Source organism: Candidatus Pseudomonas phytovorans, from assembly GCA_029202525.1.
In the GTDB taxonomy this organism is placed as follows: domain Bacteria; phylum Pseudomonadota; class Gammaproteobacteria; order Pseudomonadales; family Pseudomonadaceae; genus Aquipseudomonas; species Aquipseudomonas phytovorans.
In genome coordinates this window covers 1,980,618-2,002,537 of sequence record CP119325.1, presented here as the reverse complement: position 1 = coordinate 2,002,537, position 21,920 = coordinate 1,980,618, and the positions used below count along the sequence as shown (strand labels likewise).

Sequence of the window (21,920 nt, the reverse complement as noted above, 5' to 3'; positions counted from 1 at the left end):
CCACGCAACCACGCGGCGGCGGGTTGTAGGGTTTCAGCTCAACGACGCTGCTTGTTGCAGGTTCAGCGAACGGGTTTCCGGGGCCAAAGCGACCGAGAAGGCCAGGCCGACGAAGGTCACGGCAGCAGCGGCGTACATGGTGGCGCCGATGCCATAGCTGTCGAGGGCGATGGGCACCAGCCAGGTGCCGACTGCGGCGCCGACCCGCGACATCGAGGTGCCCACGCCCACGGCGCCAGCGCGGATTTCGGTGGGGAACAATTCGTTGGGGTACACCAGTTGCAGCACCTGGGCGCCACCAATGAACAAAGCATAGGCCCCGAACAGCACCAGAATGAGCATCTCGTTGCCGTTGCTGAAAGCGCCCAGGCCCAGCAGCGCCAGCCCCGACCAGAAGAAGCTGTGCAACAGTGTGGTGCGCCGGCCGATGGTGTTGAGCAGGCGGGTGCCAACGATGCAGCCGACCACGAACAGGAAGGTGATGGCGATGGAGCCGATCGATGCCCAGTCACCTTTCAGGTTCAACGCGCCCAGCACTTTCGGGGCGAACGCGTACACGGCGAACACCGGGATCACCGAGCAGGTCCAGAACATGGTGACGAACAGCATGCGCTTGCCGTAGCCGGAGTGCAGCAGGCTGAGGAACGACAGCTTGCGGGACTTGGGCTCTTCCGGCAGGTTCTTCAGCGAAAAACCGTTGCCGTAGACACGCTTGATCACCTGCTCGGCCTCAGCCAGGCGGCCTTTGCTGATCAGCCAGCGTGGCGATTCAGGGGTACCCAGGCGGATGGCAAACAGCAACGCACCAATCACGGCAGCACTGGCCAGCACCAGACGCCATGCATCGTCGCCGCCGTGACGCAGGATCGCCTCACCGGCCAGGTAGGCGGTAGCGGCACCGGCAAACCACAATACCGTCAGGGTTGCCAAGCGCGGGCCGCGGTTTTTCTTGGGCAGGAACTCCACCAGCAGCGAGGTAGCGACCGGGTATTCGATGCCTACGGCGATGCCGATGGCGAACCTCAGCAGGAACAAGGCCAGCGCCGACTCAACCCAGAACTGCGCGACCGAGGCCAGGATGAACAGGATCGGACCAACGAAAAACACGCGTTTACGGCCGAAGTGGTCGGTCAGCCAACCGCCGAAAAAGCCACCGAAGAAAATGCCGATCAGCGCCGAAGCGGCAATCATGCCCTGCCAGAAACTGTTCAGGCTCAGGCCTGCAGACATCTGCACCATGGCCACGCCGATAATGCTCAGTACATAGCCATCGACAAACGAACCGCCGCCGGAACGCAGGGTCAGCAATTGGTGGAAGTTGTTGATCGGTACATCTTCAATCGAAACATTCGGATTTGTCATTGTTATTCCTGCCACGTCTGCTACATGCACATTTTCAAGGCGAGCGTGTCCGCGAAACTGAAAACCACCTTCAGCCCCGGGAGATCGGACGACGCATCTCGATCGTCAAATTCGGGCAAGCCGTGCCCGTGCCGGCAAAGTAACGCCGACGTAAAATGCTCTTTGGTCTAACTCAGGTAGCGATCAGCTTTCTTTGCCAGCGCGGAACTGCCCCCACATCAGGTTGGCGTTCAAGCCCAGGGAAACCAGGGGCTGCGGTGGGTTTGCACACGGCCCGGGGGCTTTGAGCAAAAACTCGATCAGTTCGTTTTTGTCCCCGGCCAGCCAGTCGGCCAGCAACTTGCCGGTGACCGTGCCACGGGTAACACCCAGGCCGTTGCAACACAGTGCGCCGACCACATTGGGGGCCAACTGACCAAAGAAGCCCATGTGGTTGCGCGACAGTGCCAATGCGCCGCCCCAGGTATATTCAAAGTTAACGTCGGGCAACATCGGGAAACGCCGGGCGAACGAGTCGCGGTGGCGCTGAACAAAGCGCTCCAGGTATTTACGGTTGCTACGGCCGTCGGGGTTGTAGCTGAAGCTGTTGCGGATCAGCAGGCGGTTGTCGACGGTGCGGCGTATGGTGGTGCCGAACGGGTCGGCAGGGATCACGCCCCAATAGGGTTTACCACCCAGGCGCGCCTGCTCTTGCTCGGTCAGTGGGCGAGTAATGCTGCCGTAAGTGAACACTGGCAGCATGCGGCCCTTGAGGAAGCCGAAGCTCATGCCGAAGCCGTTGGTGGTTAGCACCAACTTGTCGGCGGTGATCGAACCGTTGGCGTGGCGCAGCACGACCTTGTCGCCATACTCCACGTCGGTGATCGGCGTGTTCTCGTACAGCGAGACATTGCTCGGCAGGTTGTCGGCCAGGCCTTTGACCAGCGCCGAGGGCTGCAGCAAGGCGGTGCCCGGGGTGAACAGGCCCTTGCGGTAAAAGTCGATGCCGATGTGCTCTGGCAGGTCGCGGCCTTCGACCACTTCGTAGGGCTGGCCAAGCTTGTCCAGGCCCCGGCGGTAGGCATCCAGCACGGCGATGCCGCGGTCTTCGATGGCAGCCTGGTACTTGCCGCAGTGGCGGAACTGGCACTCGATGTCGTAGCGCTCGACCAGGTCCTTGAGGTATTGCTGGCCACCCAGGTTGAGCTTTTGGCGATGTCGATGTCGCCGATGTAGTCCTCGGCGCCGATATCGTGAGGCAAGTCGATAGCGAAGCCTGCGTTGCGCCCGGACGTGCCGAAGCCAACCTCCTGGGCTTCGACCAGCACGATCTCGTCATGCGGAAAGTTCGTCGCCAGCTGCCGCGCAGCAGCCAGGCCAGTGAAGCCGGCGCCGACCACCACCCAGCGCGCCTGGCTGTGGCCACTGTGGGCCGGCCTTGGCGTGCGGGGCTTGCTCAGGTGATACCAACCACAGGTGGCATCATCGGCAGGTAACGAACTTATTCTTGTCATATCACTAACCTGGTTCTTGTCGTTGTCGTGTGGTCAGCACCGACGGCCTGACCGGGTATTTCATATCTGGATAGGTACATCCAACCCTTGCGGAGCGGCATATTCGGCCATGCGCCGACGTGACAGCTCCATATGCTCGCGGGCCAGCTGGCCGGCGGTCTGGGCGTCACGGCGCTCAATGGCCTCGATAATCTGATCGTGCTGCTGACAGGCGATCTCAAGGTCGCGCTGCATGTCGTCGGTGGTCGGGTGGCGGTAGAAAATCTTGCCCAGCCGGGTGTGGTCGATCAGCAGGCGGCGCAGGCTCGGCATCAGATAGTCGTTGTGCGCCATCTTGCCGATTTCCAGGTGGAAGGCGTCGTTGTAGAGCACGCGGTTTTCCACGTCCCGCTCTTCGATGGCCTGACGGAACTGGGCCTGGATAGCCTTGAGCACTTCAATTTCGTCAGCTCTGGCATAGGTGGCAGCCAGCTGGGTGGTAGCCACGTAGATAAGCGGGGCGGCGACGTAGAAGCTGTGCAACGACTCGTGGTTCATCGCGGCGACGCGGGGCGCGCGGTTGGGTTCCAGCTCGATGTAGCCTTCAGCGGCAATCTGGCGCAGCAGCTCACGGACCGGGGGGCGCGACAAACCGAATTCGTCGCACAGAGCCAGTTCGTCCACCACGGCGCCCGGGGCCAGTTCCATGCTGAGGATCCGGCGGCGCAGTGCTTCGGCAAGGACGGCCTTGCGGTCCTGCGGCACTTCAGCGGTGAGTGGTTGAACACTGGCTTTCATGGCGGCCTTCTTTGTTGTCATAGAGCTATGTCTACTATTTGTATAACGACTATATGGCACTGTTAGACAATATGTCTACAGCATTTTAGATGAACGGTGAAATCTGTCTGGGCCTTTGTTTTTAGGGGTTTCAGCGGGCTCCCAGGGTGGGATTAAACACCCTTGCAGCTGCATTGCCAAACCGGACAGAAAATTCACCAGACAAGACAAATGCCCAACATTTCACCACCTGCCGGGGCTCTATCGCCCGCAGCACAAATAAAAAAGCCACCTGCAGGCAGATGGCTTTCTATCACTCAGCTATTGCAATCAAGCAGTCGCCAGCGCCTCCTGTCGAGCATGCCGTCTGCTGGTAACCACCCCCAACACCAGGATGACCAACGCCAAGGCAAAGGTCAGCGACACTTCCATGCGGTGCTTGGGCATGACGAACATGGTGCCCAGGGCAAAGATGATGAAGCCGATCACGGCATAGGTCAGCCACGGGTACAGCCACATCTTGAAGGCAATCTCGACGTTCTGCCGTTGCAGAATGGCGCGCATGCGCAGTTGCGAGAAGGCAATCGCCAGGTACACCAGCAAGGCAATCGACCCGGAGCTGGCCAGCAGGAAGGCAAACACCTCGGCCGGGGCAAAGTAGTTGACGATGGTCGCCAGCATGCCGATCAGCGTACTGCCAATCACCGCCGCACGCGGCACGCCCACCTTCGAGGTGCGCTGGATGAAGCCCGGCGCATCGCCACGCTTGCTCAGCGAGTAGAGCATGCGTGAGGAAATATAGATGGACGAGTTCAGGCAACTGGCCACTGCCACCAGCACCACCATGTCAACCAGCAGCTTGGCGTAGGGAATGTGCATGATTTCCAGCGCCCGCTGATAGGAGCCCTGCACCGGCAGCAGCGGGTCGTTCCACGGCACCACCGAGATGATCACGAAGATCGACAGCAGGTAGAACACACTGATACGCCAGATTACCGAACGCGTGGCCTTGGCGATGTTGCGCGCCGGGTCTTTCGATTCAGAGGCGGCAATGGTCACAGCTTCCGTGCCCAGGTAGCTGAACATGGTGGTCAGCAAGGCGCCAATGATCGCTGTCCAGCCATTGGGCATGAAGCCACCCTCTTGCGTCAGCAGCAGCGGCAGGCCACTGACTTCACGACCAGGCAATACGCCGGCCAGCGCTGCCGCACCCAGGGCGATGAAGGCAACGATGGCGATGACCTTGAGCATGGCGAACCAGAACTCGAACTCGCCATATTTGGCCACGCTGAACAGGTTGGTCGCGGTCAACAGCACAGTCATGCTCAGCGCGAAGAACCAGGCATCAATGTGCGGGAACCAGTTGTTGAGGACCACGCCCGCGGCGATGGCTTCGATGGGAATTACCAGCACCCAGAACCACCAGTACAACCAACCGATGGTAAAACCGGCCCAGCGGCCGATGGCGCGGTCGGCGTAAGTGGAGAACGAACCGGTATCGGGGCTGGCGACGGCCATTTCCCCGAGCATACGCATCACCAGTACCACCAGCGCACCGGCCAGGGCGTAAGCGACGATGGCCGAAGGGCCGGCCGCCGCGATGGCGTGCCCGGAGCCGATGAACAACCCGGCACCGATCACCCCGGCGATGGAGAGCATGGTCACATGGCGTTGCTTGAAGCCTTGCGCCAGCTGATTGCCGGCGCCACTCGCGCTTGTCATTGTCATCCTGATCCCTGCTTTTGTTTTCTTTGTGGGGGGACGTGAAGCTCCTGGATCGAAACCCAGCGTGGATGAGCTTCGCGCCCGCTCACGGTACGCCAGCTAGGGGGCGGTCAAGTTGACTGGATCCGCCACGCACTTGACCATAAATGACATTGGCACTTCTGAGAGGCCCATGGCAGAGCCTTGGGTTGTTAATGGCAGTGAGAACCCTGTGGGAGCGGGTTCACCCGCGAAGAGGCCAGTACAGGTGATAGAGACCGCTAGCGCAGTGCCTTGCTTTGCAGCACTTCGGAGCGCCGCCCCAGCACGTTCTCGCTGATTTGCACGAAGTCTTCGGTGCTCACGCTGGGCAGGCGCATCAGCCCACGCACTACGTCATCGAGCGAGCGCTTGGCCTGAGTGTGAATGCGGATTTCCTTGTCCAGTGCCTGCAGCAGGATCACCCCGCGGGCCACCTGAGCGGGGCTTGCGCGCTCGCCCTTGAGGTGGGTGACCTTGGCGCCCTGCTTGCTCAGGCGGGCCTGCCACGCCTGGTAGCGGTCATCGCTCACCCCGCCGGAACGGCGCAGCAACTCGCTGGCGTAGTAGTCGGTCAGGCTTTCCACCAGCCAGTCACTGCCATCACGCCCACGAATTTGCGCAAACAACTGCACCACTTCCCGCAACAACGGGCTGCTGCCATTCTCGCTGACCATCGGCCGGGCGCTGTGCAGGTACAGCGACCCCTGCGCGGCCATCGCCCCGCGCCACATGCCGTCACGGGCACCAACCAGCAGCAGCTTTGGCGGGTTACGCGGGAACACCGCCTGCAACTGCGGCCACACATAGGTCAGCAAGGTCAGGCTGTCCATGCGCCGCATGCCCTGCCCGACCGGTGCAGCCACAGTTACCTCGGTATCGCCCAGGCGGGCACGGCGGCTGCCAAGGTCGCCGGCCAGCATCCAGCCCGTCGGGCGGTCGAACAGGCGCGAAACGTTGTCGATGCGGAACTTGTCCTTGCCAATGCGCGGCCAGGACGTCTCGATGCTCTTCCAGCCCTCGGGCAGGTCGAAGGCCAGGCGCGCCACCAGCTCGGTGCCATCTTGCTGATCGAGCCGCGCAGGCGGTACCAGCTGGTCGCCGAGGAACAGCGCCCAGTGCGGGGTGATTCGCGACGAGTAGGCACCGCTGGCAAGCTTCTGGTCCAGCTGCACACGGTAGCTGAGGCTGGTTTTGCCGGCTGCGGGCCGCCACACGCCGCGCTGCCCCTGCAATTGCCATTGGCCATCGGCCTGGAAGCCGCTGAAAACCCCGGCCTTGCCCAGGTCAAAGTCGAGGCTGCGCACAGCACTGCCTTCAGCCAAGGTGAGGCGGACTTCGGCCTGGCCAGTGGCTGGCAGCAGGCGCACCTGGTAGTCAAGGTCGACCTTTTTCGCCCAGGCTGGCGAACTGGCCATCAGGCCCAACAGCAAAAACAGCTGGCAACGCATACAGAAACTCCTTGTTTCCCCGTGGCAGCGGGCCGCACCGGTCAGCTGGCGCGGAAGATCAGGTGGTCTTCCCAGTCGTCTTCGTGCACATCCTGCTCCCTGAGCATACGCCCCGACTGGGAAATGCGCTGTTCATGGACCTGCTGGCGATCGCCGCAGACCAGATGATGCCAGGCCGGCAGGTCCTTGCCCTCGCTGACCAGGCGGTAGCCGCAGGTACTCGGCAGCCACGTGAACTGGTCAGCCTTGCCCGGGGTAAGCTGGATGCAGTCCGGCACGTGGGCAAAGCGGTTTGGGTAGTCGCTGCACTGGCAGGTATCCAGGTCCAGCAGCTTGCAGGCGATGCGCGTGTAATAAACGCTGTTGTCGTCCTCGTCCTCAAGCTTTTGCAGGCAGCACAGGCCGCAGCCGTCGCACAGCGACTCCCACTCTTGCGGGCTGAGTTGTTCGAGGGTCTTGCGCCGCCAGAACGGCGCGTTTTCAGCGATCATCACACGGTTTCCTGCATTCATCTTGTGGCCACGGCGCGCGGCGGCGCCAGTCTAGAGCCTGGCCTTCGGCAAAGCCAGACCGCTTGTCAGTCGCGACGGGACGCAGTAGCGTGCGGGTTTCCCGTCCGTTTGCAGGAGCTGTAATGAGCGCCAACCCCCGCATTGCCGATTACGCCATCAACGAACAGTTCATCAACCGCTGGTCGCCACGCGCCTTCACTGCCGAGCCGATCAGCGAAGAGACCCTGCTGAGCTTCCTGGAAGCCGCACGCTGGGCACCGTCGGCGTACAACTCGCAGCCTTGGCGCTTCCTGTATGCCCGGCGTGACACGCCAAACTGGGAGCGTTTCCTGAGCTTGCTGGTGCCCTTCAACCGCAGCTGGGCGCAACAGGCATCGGCGCTGGTGCTGGTGATTTCCAAGACCACCTTCGCCGCCCCGGGCGCCACCGAAGAAAAACCGGCACTGTGGCACACCTTCGACACCGGCTCCGCCTGGGGCCACCTGGCGCTGCAAGCCAGCATCAGCGGCTGGCATACCCATGGCATGGCCGGTTTCGACCAGGACCTGGCGCGTCAGGAACTGAAGATTCCGGAGGGCTATGTGCTGCATGCCATGGTGGCCATCGGCAAGCTGGGTGACAAGGCCAGCCTGGATGAAGCGCTGCAATCGCGTGAAGTACCGAGCCCGCGCAAGCCATTGAGCGAACTGGCTGCCGAGGGTGATTTCAGCCTGTAAGCCTTGTGTAGCCTGTACCGGCCCAATCGCCGGCAAGCCAGCTCCCACAAGTACCCCACAGTTTTCAGATTCTGTGCAGTACCTGTGGGAGCTGGCTTGCCGGCGATTGGGCCAGTGCAGGCACTACAAATCAGTAGCCCTTCGCAAAATCCACTTCACCCCGCAACCCCTGCCCTGCTTCATAAGCCCGCACATTCTCGACAAACAACCGCACCATCGCCACCGGCGAGGTGGGCGCGGAACTGTGCCCGGTCAGCAGCAATCCCCATGCAGTCCAGAACGGATGCTGCCTGGGCAGCGGCTCCTGCCGGCAGACATCGATCACCGCCCCCGCCAGATGCCCTTCCTTCAGGGCCTCGACCAGATCAGCATCGACCACCGCCACGCCACGCCCGGCATTGATGAACAGCGTGGTCGGCTGGAAGCATTTGAACAGCGCAGCGTCATACAGATCATGCGTGGCCGGGGTATCCGGCAGCAGGTTGAGCACGTAGTCGGCCTGGCCAACCATGCGCGGCAGGTCGGCCAGGGCCGCCACCTCGACAAACGGTGCCTGCTCCCGGGCGCTACTGGCTACACCGTAAAGCACCACACCAAACGGTTGCAGGAACTCGGCCACCCGCTGGCCAATGTCGCCGGTGCCGACAATCAGCACCTTGCGCCCCTCCAGCGTGCGCCCCGGGCGGTCATCCCAGCGCCGCTCAACCTGGCTGACCAGGCGCGACAGCACCTCGCGTTCATGGCCAAGCATGTAGGTCAGCATGTATTCGGCCATCACCTGGCCGAAGATGCCCACCGCACGGGTCAGGCGATAGTCACGCGGCAGGCCATCGGCCAGCAACGGCGTGATACCGGCCCACGTCGACTGCATCCAGGCCGGCTTGTGGCCCTGGCGCAGCAAGGTCGCCAGCAGGTCCGGCTGGCCCAGCCACACCGGGCACTGCTGCGCCTGCCGGGCCAGTTCGGCGGAGTCGGCGCTGGTGAAGATATCCAGGTCTGGCGCGGCTTCGCTTAGAAGCCCGGCGTAACGAGCATGGTCCTGCTCAGCAATCAGTACACGCATGGTCAGACCGGGTCGTTACGGCGCAGCAGCTCTTCGGGCAGGTGCTCGATGTACTCATCTTCCAGCGGCGGCATCTGCAGGTGGTAGCCTTGGTTGTCGAGGTTCTCCAGTACCTTGGTGATGTCCTCGCGGGCCAGCTTGCGCTCGGGGCTCAGTACCAGATCGAAGGCATGCATGGGGGTGCCAAACGCTGGCAGCAGGCCTTCGGGCACGCGCTCCAGGCCGTCAGCCTTGAGCACGTACAGGTACATTTCGTTCTTGCGGGGGCTCTTGTAGATCGAGCAAATGCGTTTCATCGGGTCTCTCCGGCGCCTGCCAGGTTGTCGAGCAGGGCCTGGCCCATGCGCTCACGGCGCCAGCCGCGCAGCGAATCGGGCAGTTGATATGGGCCATTGGGGTAACCGCTCTTGAGCAGCGCCTCCAGGGCTTTCTTGCGCAGCATCAGCTCGGGGGTAATCCCCAGGCGCTCGCCTTCGGCCTGGCCGATGGCACGCAGCTGCTTGAGTACACCGGCAGCCTCGATCGGCAATGGCTCGGGCAAGGGCGCGGGCCACTGCTCGGCAGGCAGGCTGCCGGCGCGCTTGATCAGCTGGATCAGGAACTCACCGTCCTGGCGAATGGTGCGCGGGTGCATCTCGTCGATCTTGGCCAGCGCCGACAGGTTGTTCGGCTGGCTCTTGGCTATTGGCCACAACGAGTGCTCCTTGAGGATGCGGTTACGCGGCACATCGCGGCTGCGCGCTTCGCGTTCGCGCCATGCGCACAGTTCGCGCAGCACCGCCAGTTGCTGGGGGGCCAGCTTCCAGGCGAGCTTGACGTCGCGGTACAGGCTTTCGGGTTCGACCTCACGGCGCAATGCCGCCACCAGCTCGGCGCCGTCTTCCAGCACCCAGGCGTACTTGTCGTCAGACAAACGCGGGCGCAGCGCGGTGAACAGCTCGGCCAGGTGCACGGCATCCTCGGCGGCATAGCTGACCTGGGTTTCCGAGAGCGGGCGCTGCAGCCAATCGGAACGGGTCTCACCCTTGGGCAGTTCGATGCCCAGCACTTCCTGCACCAGACGCGAATAACCCATGGAGAAGCCCAGGTTCAGGTAGCCGGCAGCCAGCTGGGTGTCGAACAACGGCTGCGGCAGCTTGCCGGTCAGGCGCAGCAGCACCTCAAGGTCTTCGCTGCAGGCATGCAGCACCTTGACCACACCGCTGTCTTCCAGCAGGTCGGCCAAGGGTTGCCAGTTGCCGACCAGCAGCGGGTCGATCAGGAAGGCCCGCTGGCCGTCACCGATCTGGATCAGCCCGGCTTTCGGGTAGAAGGTGTCGACCCGCATGAATTCGGTGTCAACGGCGACGTAGGGCAGTTGGCGCCAGTCGCGGCAGTGTTCGGCCAGGCTCTGGTCGTCACGGATCCAGTGTATTTCAATGGCCACGAGGCTCTCCCACTAACATTGGCGCGCAGTATATACGGCGCGGGCACTGCTGGTGAAACCCGGGCCATCCTTGATATCGATCAGTGGTGCAGTTTTGCACGCGCGTGCGGCCCCTGTGGGAGCGGGCAAGGTTGCATGACACGCGACTGGCTTCAGCGCTTGGCGGCCAGCCAGGGCCGGCAGCTGGCGAACATGTCCAGCGACTGCTGGTAGAGCTCGGTGTGCACCTGTAACAGGCCGAGCATGGAATGGAACAGGTTGTCCTGCGACAAGGGGGCATCGCTGAGCTTGGCCAGGCAGTCGGAGTCGATGCCGAAGTCCTCCTTGTAGCTGTCGGAGAACCAGGTCAGCAACGGCACGTGTTTCTGCTGCTCTGGGGCGATGGCGTAAGGCGTGCCGTGCAGGAACAGGTTGTACTCGCCCAGCGACTCGCCATGGTCGGACAGATAAATCATGGCCGTATCGACCTTGTCCTGCTTGCTGCGCAAGGTGTCGATCAGCGAAGCCAGCACCTTGTCGGTATAGACCAGAGTGTTGTCATAACCGTTGATGATCTCCTGTTCGTTGCACTGGTTCAGCGCGTTGCTCTGGCACACCGGCGTGAAGCGCTCGCCGCCACTGGGGTAGCGCTTGAAGTATTCCGGGCCATGGCTGCCCATCTGGTGCAGCACCAGCACGGTATCCTTGTCGAGGTTGTCGATCAGCTCGTCCAGCCCTTGCAGCAGGATCTGGTCATGGCATTCGCCATTGGCGCACAGCTGGGGGTCCTTGAGGTTGCTGACATCAATAAACTGCACGCGGTCGCAGGTACCTTTGCAGCCCGACTGGTTGTCACGCCACTGCACGGCCAGGCCGGCACGCTGCAGGATGTCCAGCAGCCCTTCGCGGTTCTTCGCCACGCGAGCATCGTAGTCCTTGCGCTTCATGCCCGAGAACATGCACGGCACCGACACCGCCGTTTCCGTACCGCAAGAATGCACATCGGAAAACGCCAGCAGGCCCTGCTCCTTGGCCAGGTTCGGGGTGGTATCGCGGTCATAGCCCAGCACGCCGAAATGGTCTGCACGGGCACTTTCACCCACTACCAGCACCGTCAGCGACTTGCGCTCATGTTTTTGCCAGGCGGCATCACGCCTGGCATCTTCGCCGTAACTCTGGAACGGGCGCGAGGCCGTACCGACACGCTCGCTGACATAACCAATGGAGGCCCCGACGATATTGCTCGGGGTCAGCATCAGGCGCAGTTCGTGGTGGTTGCGAAACAGCGACGACAAGCCTTGATAATTGACCAGCGCTACAGAGCCCAGGGCCACTACGCAGGCACCACTGACCACCAGCTTGCCCAACAGCTCGCGGTGCCAGGGGCGATAGGCAATCCGCGCCTTCCACAGCAGCACCGACGGCAATACACCCAACAGCAGCAAGTAGGCGGCAAACTTCAGCGACATCAGATCGCGCACTTCGGCAACATTGGTCTCTGCCATATTGCGGAACATGCCGGCATCAATAAGTACACCGTACTGGTTCATGAAGTAAGCCACACCCGCGCCACTCATGAACAACACGATAAGTACTGGCTTCAATACATATCGGAAGGCAACCAATGTGAGGATGAGGTTGAAGGCAAACAACATCAGCACGGCAAACGCCAGGCTCAGCCAAAGCCCCGACAGGCCGGCGGGCACCACCGCTTGCAAGTGCTCCCAGAGGAACATGTTCAAGCCAATCAGCAGGTAAAGGCTGGCCAGCAGCGTGACCCATTCAGTCCGCAGGGATTTGAAGTTGAGCATCGGAGTTCGCAATCAAGAGTGATTATCAGCCCCAAGGCCGGAGGGCACGTGGGAAAGTTGGGCGAACTCTAGAAAGTGCGTCATCAATTTTTTGTGAAAAAGACGGTAACAATTTCGTGAAGCAGCGACTTTTATCAAATACGTGAAAAGCATTCAGCTGCCATTCAGGCTCGCGGCGGTCACAAGCCTGCGCAAACGCGGCTATCCTCAGTGGTCATGACCTTACCGACAACCCTGACAGAGGTGAAGAAATGCCAGTTCCGCATGATCTGCTCGCTGACCTGCACATTACCGCTGATGCATTCCAGGCGCTCATTGACAAGGACCAGACGCTGCACTCGCTGCACAAGGAATACAACGCCAAGGACAAGGAGGTGGTCGCCGCCGAAGGTAACGGTAAAAGTGACGAGACCGTCACCGGCCTGCGCAAGGAGCGGCTGCTGATCAAGGACAAGATCGAAGGGATCATCCATCCGACGAAATCCTGACTGGCGCCACAAGCCTGCACGGCTCCTTGTAGGAGCGGCCTTGTGTCGCGATGGGCTGCGTAGCAGCCCCAGAAATCTCGGCACAGACATAGATTTTGGGGCTGCTACGCAGCCCATCGCGACACAAGGCCGCTCCTACAGGGACTGCTATAGCCTCATCATTACGCGCCAGAAACCAGCGCTTTCAGCGCCCCATCCAGATCCTCGACCAGATCGCGGTAATCCTCGATCCCCATCGACAACCGCAGCAGGTTCTCGCTGATACCCATCACCCCTTTCTGCTCCGGGCTCAGCGAGCAGTGCGACATGGTCCACGAGTGGTTGATCATGCTCTCCACCCCGCCCAACGAGTCGGCCAGCACAAAAATCTGCAACGCCTCCACCAGGCGGTTGAGCGCGGCGCGGTCGCCCTTGACCTTCATCGCCACCACCGCCCCGCCGCTGCGCATCTGGCGTTTGCACAGTTCGTGCTGAGGGTGGCTTTCCAGGCCTGGGTAATACACCTGCTCGATCTGCGCATGCCCTTCAAGGAAGCGAGCCACCTGCAGGGCATTGGCGCACTGGCGCTCCATGCGCACATCCAGGGTCTTCAGGCCGCGCAGGGCAAGGTAGCAGTCAAATGGCCCCTGCACCGCGCCAATCGCCATGCTGATGCGGCGCAGGCGTGCCAGCAGCGCATCATTGGCCGCCACTACCACACCACCGGTCAGGTCGGAGTGGCCTCCGATGTACTTGCTGGCCGAGTGCATCACCAGGTCTACGCCCAGGGTGATCGGGCGCTGGTTCCACGGTGAGCAGAAAGTGTTGTCGATGCAGGTGAGAATACCCCGCGCCTTGGCCAGATCGCACACCGCCTTGATGTCGACCAGGTGTAGCAGCGGGTTGGTCGGCGATTCGATCCAGATCAGCTGGGTTTCCGGCTTGATAGCCGCTGCCACGGCCTCAAGGTCGTTAAGGTCGACATAGGTGGTGGTCAGGCCCGAGGTGCGGCTGCGGTAGTCCTCCAGAATCCGGAAGGTGCCGCCGTACACGCCGTTCATCACGACGACGTGGGCATCTTTGGGCAGCAGCTCCAGTACCGTGGCGGTGGCATTTACCCCCGAGGCGCAAGCTACGGCACCCACGCCCTCTTCCAGCGCGGCGACACAGGTTTCGTAGGCATGCCGGGTGGGGTTGCCGACGCGGCTGTAGGAGTACTCCGGCTTGTCGTCCAGGCTGCGCTTGGTGAACGAGCTGGCGGTGACGATGGCCGGGAAAATGGCGTTTTCGGCGACGCTGAACTGCTCGCCGGCGTGAATGGTACGGGTGGCGAAATTGCGCGGCTTGTCGGACATGGTCGGGCCCATTGGCAGAGTGAAAGTTGCCACTATCGCACAACCCAATTCTTCTGGCCTTGGGGTAATCTGTGAAAAATTTTTCTACACGGCCCGCGCGCGATATGGACAGTTTCGACCAGCACATTCTTACCCTGCTTCAGCGCGATGCGTCGATCTCGCTCAAGGACCTGGCCGAGGCCGTCAACCTGTCCACCACACCGTGCTGGAAGCGGGTCAAGCGCCTGGAGGAGGACGGCTACATTCTCGGTCGCGTCGCCCTGCTGGACCCTGAACGGCTGGGGCTGGGGCTTACCGTGTTCGTCCAGCTAAAGACCCAGCGCCACGACAGTGCATGGCTGGAACAGTTTGCCGTGACGGTGACAGGGTTCGAGGAAGTGATGGAGTTCTACCGCATGTCGGGGGACTGGGACTACATGTTGCGGGTAGTGGTGGGGGATATCGCGGCGTACGACCGGTTCTACAAAAAACTGATTACCAGTACTGACGGGCTGTCGAACATCACTTCCAGTTTTGCCATGGAGCAGATGAAATACACCACGGCTTATCCGGTGAACCGTTCCTGATCGCTGCTGGATTCTTCGCGGGTGAACCCGCTCCCACAGGATCACCTGAACCTCAAGAGCTGTGGGGACCCTGTGGGAGCGGGTTCACCCGCGAAGAGGCCAGTACAGTCAACCCGTCAATCCGCGGCCAACACCGCCGCGATTCGGTTCCCTGCCTTGGCTTTCTCGACCTTGATCGCCACAAACTTCGACGTCGGCGTATACGTCCCCACACCATAACTCTCCAGCGGCACCAGCGGGTTGGTCTCTGGGTAGTACGCCGCCGCCTGCCCCTCGGGCACGTCATACGCCACCAGTCGGAACCCTGAAACCCGCCGTTCCACGCCATCCTCCCACAACGACACCAAGTCCACGTTCTCGCCCGGCTCAAAGCCCAGGCGGCGGATGTCGGCCTCGTTGACGAACACCACTTCACGCAGGCCGAACACCCCGCGGTAACGGTCATCCAGGCCATACAGGGTGGTGTTGTACTGGTCATGCGAACGCAGGGTCTGCAGGATCAGGTCGGGCTTGTCACCACGGGCCAGCACCTTGGCGTTGATCAGTTCCTCCGGCAGTGCGTGGGGCATGAACCGGGCCTTGCCCGTGGCTGTGCGGAAGTTGCGATCGGCGGCGTTGTTGCCCAGGTGGAACCCGCCCGGGCTATTCAGGCGCTCGTTGAAACCGGCGAAACCGGGAATGACGTCGGCGATCATGTCGCGAATGCGGTCGTAATCAGCCACCGCATATTCCCAGTCGATCGGCTGGTTGCCCAGCGTGGCCTTGGCCATGCCGGCGACAATCCACGGCTCCGAACGCATGTGTGGCGAGCGTGGGCGCAACTGGCCGTTGGAGATATGCACCATGCTGAAGGTGTCCTCCACGGTCACGCCTTGCGGCCCTTCGGCCTGCAGGTCGATTTCAGTCCGGCCCAGGCACGGCAGGATCAACGCATCGCGGCCGGTGACCAGGTGCGAGCGGTTCAGCTTGGTCGAAATCTGCACGGTCAGCGCGCAGTTCTGCAGTGCTGCGTGGGTGCGCGGGGTGTCTGGGGTGGCTTGGGCAAAGTTGCCGCCCAGGGCGATGAACACCTTGGCGCGCCTCTCCTCCATGGCCTTGATCGCCAGCACCGCGTTGTGCCCATGGGCGCGAGGCACTCGGAACTGGAAGCGTTTTTCGATGGCATCGAGCAGCGCCGGCTTGGGCTTTTCGTCGATACCCATGGTGCGGTCGCCTTGCACGTTGCTGTGGCCGCGCACCGGCGACAGGCCGGCGCCGGGCTTGCCGACGTTGCCGCGCAGCAATTGCAGGTTGACGATTTCCTGTACGGTCGGCACCGAATGGCGATGCTGGGTGACGCCCATGGCCCAGCACATGATGACCCGCTCGGCCTTGCGGTACATGCGCGCGGCCAGCTCGATCTCGGCCAGGGTCAGGCCCGACTGCTTGACGATGTGCTCCCAGGATGTGGCATCTACCGCCTTCAGGTAGTCATCGACACCGCTGGTGTGCTCGGCGATGAAGGCATGGTCGAACACCGCCGGCTCGCCTTTGGCCTGGGCTTCGCGCTCCCACTGCAACAGGAATTTGGCAATGCCACGCATGGCTGCCATGTCACCGCCCAGGGCCGGGCGGAAGTAGGCGCTGGAAGTCGGCTCGGAGCCGTTGCTGAGCATTTCGAACGGGTGCTGCGGGTGCTGGAAGCGCTCCAGGCCACGCTCTTTCAGCGGGTTGAAGCAGACCACCTGGGCACCACGTTTGACGGCCTCACGCAGCGGTTCGAGCATGCGCGGGTGGTTGGTGCCAGGGTTCTGGCCGATGACGAAGATCGCGTCGGCCAGCTCCAGGTCGTGGAAAACGACAGTGCCTTTGCCCACCCCGAGGGTTTCCGACATGCCCGCGCCGCTGGCTTCGTGGCACATGTTCGAGCAATCGGGGAAATTATTGGTGCCATAAGCGCGCACGAACAGCTGATAGAGGAACGCCGCCTCGTTGCTGGCCCGGCCCGAGGTGTAGAACTCGGCTTCATCCGGCGATTGCAGCGCACGCAGGTGCGTGGCGACCAGCTCGAAAGCCTCCTGCCAGGTGGTTTCGACATAGTGATCGGTGGCGGCGTCATAGCGCATCGGGTGCGTGAGGCGGCCTTGGTATTCGAGCCAATAGTCGGTCTGGTCCTTCAGCGCACTGACGCTGTAACGGGCGAAGAAAGCCGGGTCGACCGAGCGGCCGGTCGCTTCCCAGTTGACCGCCTTGGCGCCGTTTTCGCAGAACTTGACCATGTCGCTTTCCGGCGACTCGCCCCAGGCACAGCCGGGGCAGTCGAAGCCGCCGTTCTGGTTGGTCTTGAGCATGGCCCGCAGGTTCTTGAAGGCGTTTTCGCTGCCTAGCCAGCTCTTGGTCACGCTTTTCAGCGCACCCCAGCCGGCGGCGGCGCCTTTGTAGTCCCTGATGTGTTCGTCCTGGCTCATGCAATGAATCCTCACGCTGCGATGCTTTTGTGCAGCCTATGGAGCGCGGGGTTGAGCGTCCAATCGAAAGATCTTACGGTGTGATAAGCGGTTTCGATCATGGGCTGGAAGCTTTGAATCATCGGGCCTGCAGCGGTGATAGAGGCCGTCGATCAAGCAGTCGGACAAAGCAATTTGACGGCCCTGCGCCCAGGTTATAGCTTGGAGTTGTGTCCCAACCCCATCCAGATTCGAGCGCGAACGTGGAACAGAACAGCCGGGCCCTGATCGACGGCTTCAACCGGAAAATCGACTACCTCAGGATGTCGGTCACGGATCGCTGTGACTTTCGCTGCGTGTACTGCATGGCCGAAGACATGCAGTTCCTGCCGCGCCAGCAAATTCTCAGCCTCGAAGAACTGTTCCAGGTGGCCGAGCGCTTCGTCGCCCTCGGCACCCGCAAGATCCGCCTGACCGGCGGCGAGCCGCTGGTACGCCATGGCATCGTTGACCTGTGCGGGCGCATCGCCGCCCTGCCCGGCCTGCGCGAACTGTGCCTGACCAGCAACGGCTCGCAATTGGGGCGCCTGGCCCAGCCATTGTTCGACGCTGGCGTAACACGCCTGAATATCAGCCTCGACAGCCTGGATGCCGAGCGTTTCAAGCAACTGACCCGCACAGGCGACCTGCACCAGGTCATCGCCGGTATCGATGCCGCCCGCCAGGCGGGCTTCACGCGCACCAAGCTCAACTGCGTGGTGCTCAAGGGCCGCAACGACCATGAGCTGGTCGACCTGGTGCGCTTTGCCATCGATCGCGAACTCGACATCACGTTCATCGAAGAAATGCCGCTGGGGGTGATCAGCGAGCATGAGCGTGGCGAGTCGTTCTGCTCCAGCGATGAAGTCCGCGACTTGCTGGCCGAACAATTCACCTTGGTCGAGTCGACCGAGTCGTCACAGGGCCCCGCCCGATACTGGCGCCTGGCCGAAGCCGCAAACACCCGGGTCGGCTTCATCTCGCCACACAGCCACAACTTCTGCGCCACCTGCAACCGCGTGCGCCTGACGGTCGAAGGCCGCCTGTTACTGTGCCTGGGCAACGAACACTCGGTGGACCTGAAGCAGGTGCTGCGCGCTCACCCCGGTAACGCCGAACGCCTTGAAAAGGCCATCCGCGACTCGCTGCACCTCAAGCCCTACCGCCATCACTTCGAAGTCGGTGGCCACGTGCAGATCCTGCGCTTCATGAACATGACCGGCGGCTAAGCGGCCGTCTCTGGATTTCCATGATTGTCCACCCAAACCCCGATGTTTTCCGTGTGCTGTTCACCCTCAAGGGATCGATCGTCAAGCGCATCGCTTTACGCTGCCTGATGGTGACCCTGCTGGCCGCGTTGATCGTGTTGGTCGAGCGCCACTTTCCCTCATTTTTCTACCCGGTCAGCGCCACACCGTTCACATTGCTGGGCCTGTCGCTGTCGATTTTCATGAGCTTTCGCAACAACGCCTGCTACGACCGTTGGTGGGAGGGGCGCAAGGCCTGGGGCAAGCTGATCATCGAAACCCGCTCGTTCGTGCGTGAAAGCGTGGTGATTACCGATGACAAACTGCGTAACGAACTGCTGCGCAGCCTGTGCGGCTTTGCCCATGCACTGAATGCACGGCTGCGTAGCGAGGATGATCTTGCTGCTGCCCGGCCTTGGCTGGCCCGCCCTGAAGGCATCAGCCCGCACAATGTGTGCGATGGCATCCTGCGCGAGATTGGCGAGCACTGTTCACGGTTGGCCGCCCAGCAGCAGATCAGCGATTGGCGCTACAGCCTGCTGGAGCAGCGACTGGTAGGCCTGACCGAGGTACAGGCCACCTGCGAGCGGATCAAGTTCACACCCTTGCCGTTCCCCTACACGCTGCTGCTGCACCGCACCATCTACATTTTCTGCCTGCTGCTGCCGTTTGCCCTGGCCGAGCCGCTGGGCTGGCTGGCGCCGCTGTTCACCACCATCGTGGGGTACACGTTCTTCGGGCTGGATGCGATTGGCAACGAGCTGGAGGACCCGTTCGGGCGGGATGAGAACGACCTGCCGACCGACGCCATGGTGCGGACCGTGGAGCGTGATGTGCTGGCGGGGTTGGGTGAACAGCAGCTGCCGCCGGCGTTGTTGCCGGTGGGGTATGTATTGAGCTGATTTTTTGTGGGTGCCTGTGCTGGCCTCTTCGCGGGTAAACCCGCTCCCACAGGTACAGCGCAAGCCTCAAGATTTGCGCGGTCCCTGTGGGAGCGGGTTCACCCGCGAAAGGGCCAGCACAGGAGAACCCTCAACCCCGGCTCGCACAGGCCTCGATCGGCAGCAGGTGTTTGACGAAGTTACAAGGCCGGTGCCGGGCATCCAACTGCTCGGCCAGAATCCCTTCCCAAGCCGTGCGGCAGGCGCCAGTCGACCCCGGCAGGCAGCACACCAGCGTTCTATTGGACAACCCGGCCAACGCCCGACTCTGCACGGTCGAGGTGCCGATATCCAGAATCGACAACGCTCGGAACAGCTCGCCAAAACCATCGATGCGCTTGTCCAGCAGGCACTCGACCGCCTCCGGTGTGCTGTCACGCTCGGTAAAGCCGGTACCCCCGGTGATCAGCACCACCTGCACCTGCTCGTCGGCAATCCAGGTGGCGACCTGGGCGCGGATCTTGTACAGGTCGTCTTTGAGCAACGCCCGCGCCACCAGGCGGTGGCCGATCTCTACCGACCGGCTGGCCAGCAGCTCGCCGGAGGTGTCGTTGTCGTAGGTACGGGTGTCGCTGACGGTCAGCACGGCGATGTTCAGCGGTACGAAGACCGCATCGGGTTGGACGCGCACGGTGAAGCTCCTTGAATGGCATTGTCGCCACGCTAGAGCCATGGCCCGAGGGCGTCCAATCAATAAGGCGTACCGGGCGATCAATGACATCTATCGCAGACGTAGGTTAAGGTCTGCACATCCAGACGCCAGGCATTTCCATGGACATCAAGCAGCTCAAGTTCCTCATCGCCCTCGACCAGACCCGCCACTTTGGCCAGGCGGCGGCGCTGTGCCATATCACCCAGCCGACGCTGTCCATGCGCCTGCGCAATCTGGAGGACGAACTGGAGCTGGTGCTGGTCAAGCGCGGCCAGCGCTTCGAAGGTTTTACCGAGGCCGGCGAGCGCATCCTGGCCTGGGCCCGCACCCTGCTCGCCGCCCACGACGGCCTGCAGGCCGAGGCCGCCAGCTGCCGCGGCCAGGTGGTCGGCAGCCTGCGCCTGGGCACTGTGCCGCTGGCCAGCTTCAACCCCATGCACCTGCTGCTGCCACTGCGCGAAAAGTACCCCGAACTGCACTTTCAGCTCAGCTCGCTAAGCTCGGAACAGGTCATCGACGGGCTCAGCCGCAACCAGCTCGACCTGGGCATCTGCTACCTGGACCAGGTCAACACCAGCTTCTTCGAAGTGATCGAACTGGGTACCACCACCATGGGCCTGCTGCACGACACCCGGCACTTCCAGTTCGCCAGCGACCCGCTGCGCTGGGATGCACTTAGCGACATACCTCTGGGCCTGCTGAGCAAAGGCATGCACTACCGCCAATCGCTGGACCTGAGCTTCCGCAGCCGCGGCCTGGAGCCGAATGCAGTGCTGGAAAGCGACTCGACCTTCCAGCTGATCCAGGCCATCAACACCGGCATGTGCTGCGCGATCATGCCGCTGGATTGCGGCCTGGGAGACCTCAGCGAGCACCTGCGCATCGTGCCGGTGGTTGACGCCGCCATCCACAGCCAGGTCGGCCTGCTGCTACGCCGCAGCGAGCCGCGCTCGGCAATTGCCGAACAGTGTTTTGCCGAGGCGCGGGTGCTGTTTCAGGCCACCTGATCGCTGGTTGCCTGGCGGTACTGGCGCGGGGTAAAGCCGGTCAGCTGCTTGAACTGACGGCTGAAGGCACTGTGGTCGGTGTAGCCGCAGCACATCGCCACTTCAGTGATCGGCAGCGCCGAATGCAGCAGGCGATGGGCGTGCTCCAGGCGCGCCTTGTGGATCATCTGCCGTGGCGTGAGGTGGAACACCCGCTTGCAGTAGCGCTCCAGCTGGGCCACGGAAATACCGGCAATGCGGGTCAGCTCGCGCATGCTGATCGGCTGGTGAAAGTGCTGGCGAATGTGCTCGTCCACTGCGGCCAGGCGTTGGTACGCGGGGTGGCTGTCGGCGGCTGATTGCAGGTCGACCGAAATGCCGACCAACCCGATGATCTCGCCCGCCTGGTTGTGCAGCGGGCGCTTGTGGGTCAGGCACCAGCCGGGCTCTCGGCTGCCGTACAGGTGCAGCTCCAGCTGGTCTGCCAGCACCAGGCCCTCCTTGAGCACACGGCGGTCCTGCTCGGTGTAGCCGGGGCCCAACTGGGCCGGAAACACTTCGGCGCTGGTCTTGCCCAGCAGCGGCTGCAGGCGTTTGAGGCCGCAACGCTGGACCAGGGTGTTGTTGGCCAGCACATAGCGGGCGGCCGGGTCCTTGATGAAGATCGCCGCGTTGGGGATGGCGTCGAGGATCGGCAGCAACAGCGATACGCCGGCGAGCAGGGCCTCCAGGCTGGCGGGGCGGTGCTGGTCGAGGGACTGGTAGAGGGTTGCCAGGGGTACGTCGGTCATCTGTCAGTTCTCTGCTGGCTGTGCCGGCCCTTTCGCGGGCGCGCCCGCTCCCACAGGTCCTCCACACATTTCGAATTTTGCGCCGTACCTGTGGGAGCGGGCATGCCCGCGAAGAGGCCGGGACTATCAACATACCCC

At 62.4% G+C, this 21,920-nt stretch carries 20 protein-coding genes and 1 pseudogene; 7 read left to right on the top strand and 14 right to left on the bottom strand.

Features of this window, described 5'->3' with window-relative positions:
* Positions 1–33: 33 nt before the first annotated feature.
* Together P0Y58_08960 and P0Y58_08955 are read right to left on the bottom strand one after the other, a co-directional pair.
* Entirely contained in the window at positions 34–1,362 is a 1,329-nt protein-coding gene (locus P0Y58_08960; GenBank protein WEK32303.1) for an MFS transporter, read from the bottom strand.
* Positions 1,363–1,545: 183 nt separating this feature from the next.
* Positions 1,546–2,744: pseudogene (locus P0Y58_08955) on the bottom strand (FAD-binding oxidoreductase).
* Here P0Y58_08955 and P0Y58_08950 point away from each other — a divergent pair.
* The gene (locus P0Y58_08950; protein WEK33407.1) at positions 2,679–2,837 is read left to right on the top strand and encodes a hypothetical protein; all 159 of its coding nucleotides are present in this window, start codon (positions 2,679–2,681) and stop codon (positions 2,835–2,837) included. The pseudogene P0Y58_08955 and the gene P0Y58_08950 sit on opposite strands and share 66 nt — an antisense overlap.
* A 78-nt stretch (positions 2,838–2,915) precedes the next feature.
* On the opposite strand, the gene P0Y58_08945 is transcribed toward P0Y58_08950, so the two are convergent.
* From P0Y58_08945 to P0Y58_08930, 4 genes are all read right to left on the bottom strand, one after another.
* Positions 2,916–3,632, bottom strand: coding sequence for a GntR family transcriptional regulator (locus P0Y58_08945; GenBank protein ID WEK32302.1), 717 nt, complete (start codon positions 3,630–3,632; stop codon positions 2,916–2,918).
* Between the two features lie 309 nt (positions 3,633–3,941).
* Complete coding sequence (gene gabP, locus P0Y58_08940; protein WEK32301.1) at positions 3,942–5,339, bottom strand: GABA permease; 1,398 nt, start codon at positions 5,337–5,339, stop codon at positions 3,942–3,944.
* Between the two features lie 257 nt (positions 5,340–5,596).
* Complete coding sequence (locus P0Y58_08935) at positions 5,597–6,805, bottom strand: hypothetical protein (protein ID WEK32300.1); 1,209 nt, start codon at positions 6,803–6,805, stop codon at positions 5,597–5,599.
* Between the two features lie 41 nt (positions 6,806–6,846).
* Positions 6,847–7,296, bottom strand: a complete 450-nt coding sequence (locus P0Y58_08930; protein ID WEK32299.1) for a YcgN family cysteine cluster protein — start codon at positions 7,294–7,296, stop codon at positions 6,847–6,849.
* A 143-nt stretch (positions 7,297–7,439) separates the two neighbouring features.
* Between P0Y58_08930 and P0Y58_08925 the strand changes: the two genes are divergently transcribed.
* Entirely contained in the window at positions 7,440–8,033 is a 594-nt protein-coding gene (locus tag P0Y58_08925; protein WEK32298.1) for a nitroreductase family protein, read from the top strand.
* 130 nt (positions 8,034–8,163) lie between these two features.
* On the opposite strand, the gene P0Y58_08920 is transcribed toward P0Y58_08925, so the two are convergent.
* From P0Y58_08920 to P0Y58_08905, 4 genes are all read right to left on the bottom strand, one after another.
* Complete coding sequence (locus P0Y58_08920) at positions 8,164–9,096, bottom strand: D-2-hydroxyacid dehydrogenase (GenBank protein WEK32297.1); 933 nt, start codon at positions 9,094–9,096, stop codon at positions 8,164–8,166.
* A gap of 2 nt (positions 9,097–9,098) precedes the next feature.
* Positions 9,099–9,392 carry a YcgL domain-containing protein gene (locus P0Y58_08915; GenBank protein ID WEK32296.1) on the bottom strand — a complete coding sequence of 98 codons (294 nt, stop codon included), beginning with the start codon at positions 9,390–9,392 and terminating at the stop codon, positions 9,099–9,101.
* A complete protein-coding gene (rnd, locus tag P0Y58_08910; GenBank protein ID WEK32295.1) occupies positions 9,389–10,522 on the bottom strand; it encodes a ribonuclease D in 1,134 nt (377 codons plus the stop codon). Before rnd ends, P0Y58_08915 begins: the two co-directional genes overlap by 4 nt.
* 152 nt (positions 10,523–10,674) lie before the next feature.
* Positions 10,675–12,312, bottom strand: a complete 1,638-nt coding sequence (locus tag P0Y58_08905) for a phosphoethanolamine--lipid A transferase (protein WEK32294.1) — start codon at positions 12,310–12,312, stop codon at positions 10,675–10,677.
* A 251-nt stretch (positions 12,313–12,563) separates the two neighbouring features.
* Between P0Y58_08905 and P0Y58_08900 the strand changes: the two genes are divergently transcribed.
* Positions 12,564–12,800, top strand: a complete 237-nt coding sequence (locus P0Y58_08900; protein WEK32293.1) for a YdcH family protein — start codon at positions 12,564–12,566, stop codon at positions 12,798–12,800.
* A 161-nt stretch (positions 12,801–12,961) separates the two neighbouring features.
* On the opposite strand, the gene P0Y58_08895 is transcribed toward P0Y58_08900, so the two are convergent.
* The gene (locus tag P0Y58_08895) at positions 12,962–14,146 is read right to left on the bottom strand and encodes an aminotransferase class I/II-fold pyridoxal phosphate-dependent enzyme (protein ID WEK33297.1); all 1,185 of its coding nucleotides are present in this window, start codon (positions 14,144–14,146) and stop codon (positions 12,962–12,964) included.
* A gap of 92 nt (positions 14,147–14,238) precedes the next feature.
* Here P0Y58_08895 and P0Y58_08890 point away from each other — a divergent pair, with 92 nt between their 5' ends.
* On the top strand, positions 14,239–14,700 hold the full coding sequence (locus tag P0Y58_08890) for an Lrp/AsnC family transcriptional regulator (GenBank protein ID WEK32292.1): 462 nt from the start codon (positions 14,239–14,241) through the stop codon (positions 14,698–14,700).
* Positions 14,701–14,816: 116 nt separating this feature from the next.
* Here the strand turns inward: P0Y58_08890 and P0Y58_08885 are convergent, their stop codons facing one another.
* Complete coding sequence (locus tag P0Y58_08885; GenBank protein WEK32291.1) at positions 14,817–17,147, bottom strand: FdhF/YdeP family oxidoreductase; 2,331 nt, start codon at positions 17,145–17,147, stop codon at positions 14,817–14,819.
* 242 nt (positions 17,148–17,389) lie between these two features.
* Here P0Y58_08885 and moaA point away from each other — a divergent pair, with 242 nt between their 5' ends.
* Together moaA and P0Y58_08875 are read left to right on the top strand one after the other, a co-directional pair.
* A complete protein-coding gene (gene moaA, locus P0Y58_08880; protein WEK32290.1) occupies positions 17,390–18,394 on the top strand; it encodes a GTP 3',8-cyclase MoaA in 1,005 nt (334 codons plus the stop codon).
* A gap of 20 nt (positions 18,395–18,414) precedes the next feature.
* Positions 18,415–19,314 (top strand): bestrophin family protein, encoded by a 900-nt coding sequence (locus P0Y58_08875; protein WEK32289.1) that lies wholly within the window; start codon positions 18,415–18,417, stop codon positions 19,312–19,314.
* A 130-nt stretch (positions 19,315–19,444) separates the two neighbouring features.
* Here P0Y58_08875 and moaB read toward each other — a convergent pair whose 3' ends face one another.
* Positions 19,445–19,984 (bottom strand): molybdenum cofactor biosynthesis protein B, encoded by a 540-nt coding sequence (gene moaB / locus P0Y58_08870; GenBank protein WEK32288.1) that lies wholly within the window; start codon positions 19,982–19,984, stop codon positions 19,445–19,447.
* A gap of 140 nt (positions 19,985–20,124) precedes the next feature.
* On the opposite strand from moaB, the gene P0Y58_08865 reads away from it, so the two are divergent.
* Positions 20,125–21,012, top strand: a complete 888-nt coding sequence (locus tag P0Y58_08865; protein ID WEK32287.1) for a LysR family transcriptional regulator — start codon at positions 20,125–20,127, stop codon at positions 21,010–21,012.
* On the opposite strand, the gene P0Y58_08860 is transcribed toward P0Y58_08865, so the two are convergent.
* Entirely contained in the window at positions 21,000–21,782 is a 783-nt protein-coding gene (locus tag P0Y58_08860; protein ID WEK32286.1) for an AraC family transcriptional regulator, read from the bottom strand. The genes P0Y58_08865 and P0Y58_08860 overlap by 13 nt on opposite strands.
* Positions 21,783–21,920 lie beyond the last annotated feature (138 nt).

Excerpts from the sequence above, each read along its gene's own strand:
- P0Y58_08960 (WEK32303.1), bottom strand. The coding sequence starts at position 1,362 with ATGACAAATCCGAATGTTTCGATTGAAGATGTACCGATCAACAACTTC.
- P0Y58_08950 (WEK33407.1), top strand. The coding sequence starts at position 2,679 with ATGCGGAAAGTTCGTCGCCAGCTGCCGCGCAGCAGCCAGGCCAGTGAA.
- P0Y58_08945 (WEK32302.1), bottom strand. The coding sequence starts at position 3,632 with ATGAAAGCCAGTGTTCAACCACTCACCGCTGAAGTGCCGCAGGACCGC.
- gabP (WEK32301.1), bottom strand. The coding sequence starts at position 5,339 with ATGACAATGACAAGCGCGAGTGGCGCCGGCAATCAGCTGGCGCAAGGC.
- P0Y58_08935 (WEK32300.1), bottom strand. The coding sequence starts at position 6,805 with ATGCGTTGCCAGCTGTTTTTGCTGTTGGGCCTGATGGCCAGTTCGCCA.
- P0Y58_08930 (WEK32299.1), bottom strand. The coding sequence starts at position 7,296 with ATGATCGCTGAAAACGCGCCGTTCTGGCGGCGCAAGACCCTCGAACAA.
- P0Y58_08925 (WEK32298.1), top strand. The coding sequence starts at position 7,440 with ATGAGCGCCAACCCCCGCATTGCCGATTACGCCATCAACGAACAGTTC.
- P0Y58_08920 (WEK32297.1), bottom strand. The coding sequence starts at position 9,096 with ATGCGTGTACTGATTGCTGAGCAGGACCATGCTCGTTACGCCGGGCTT.
- P0Y58_08915 (WEK32296.1), bottom strand. The coding sequence starts at position 9,392 with ATGAAACGCATTTGCTCGATCTACAAGAGCCCCCGCAAGAACGAAATG.
- P0Y58_08905 (WEK32294.1), bottom strand. The coding sequence starts at position 12,312 with ATGCTCAACTTCAAATCCCTGCGGACTGAATGGGTCACGCTGCTGGCC.
- P0Y58_08900 (WEK32293.1), top strand. The coding sequence starts at position 12,564 with ATGCCAGTTCCGCATGATCTGCTCGCTGACCTGCACATTACCGCTGAT.
- P0Y58_08895 (WEK33297.1), bottom strand. The coding sequence starts at position 14,146 with ATGGGCCCGACCATGTCCGACAAGCCGCGCAATTTCGCCACCCGTACC.
- P0Y58_08890 (WEK32292.1), top strand. The coding sequence starts at position 14,239 with ATGGACAGTTTCGACCAGCACATTCTTACCCTGCTTCAGCGCGATGCG.
- P0Y58_08885 (WEK32291.1), bottom strand. The coding sequence starts at position 17,147 with ATGAGCCAGGACGAACACATCAGGGACTACAAAGGCGCCGCCGCCGGC.
- P0Y58_08875 (WEK32289.1), top strand. The coding sequence starts at position 18,415 with ATGATTGTCCACCCAAACCCCGATGTTTTCCGTGTGCTGTTCACCCTC.
- P0Y58_08865 (WEK32287.1), top strand. The coding sequence starts at position 20,125 with ATGGACATCAAGCAGCTCAAGTTCCTCATCGCCCTCGACCAGACCCGC.
- P0Y58_08860 (WEK32286.1), bottom strand. The coding sequence starts at position 21,782 with ATGACCGACGTACCCCTGGCAACCCTCTACCAGTCCCTCGACCAGCAC.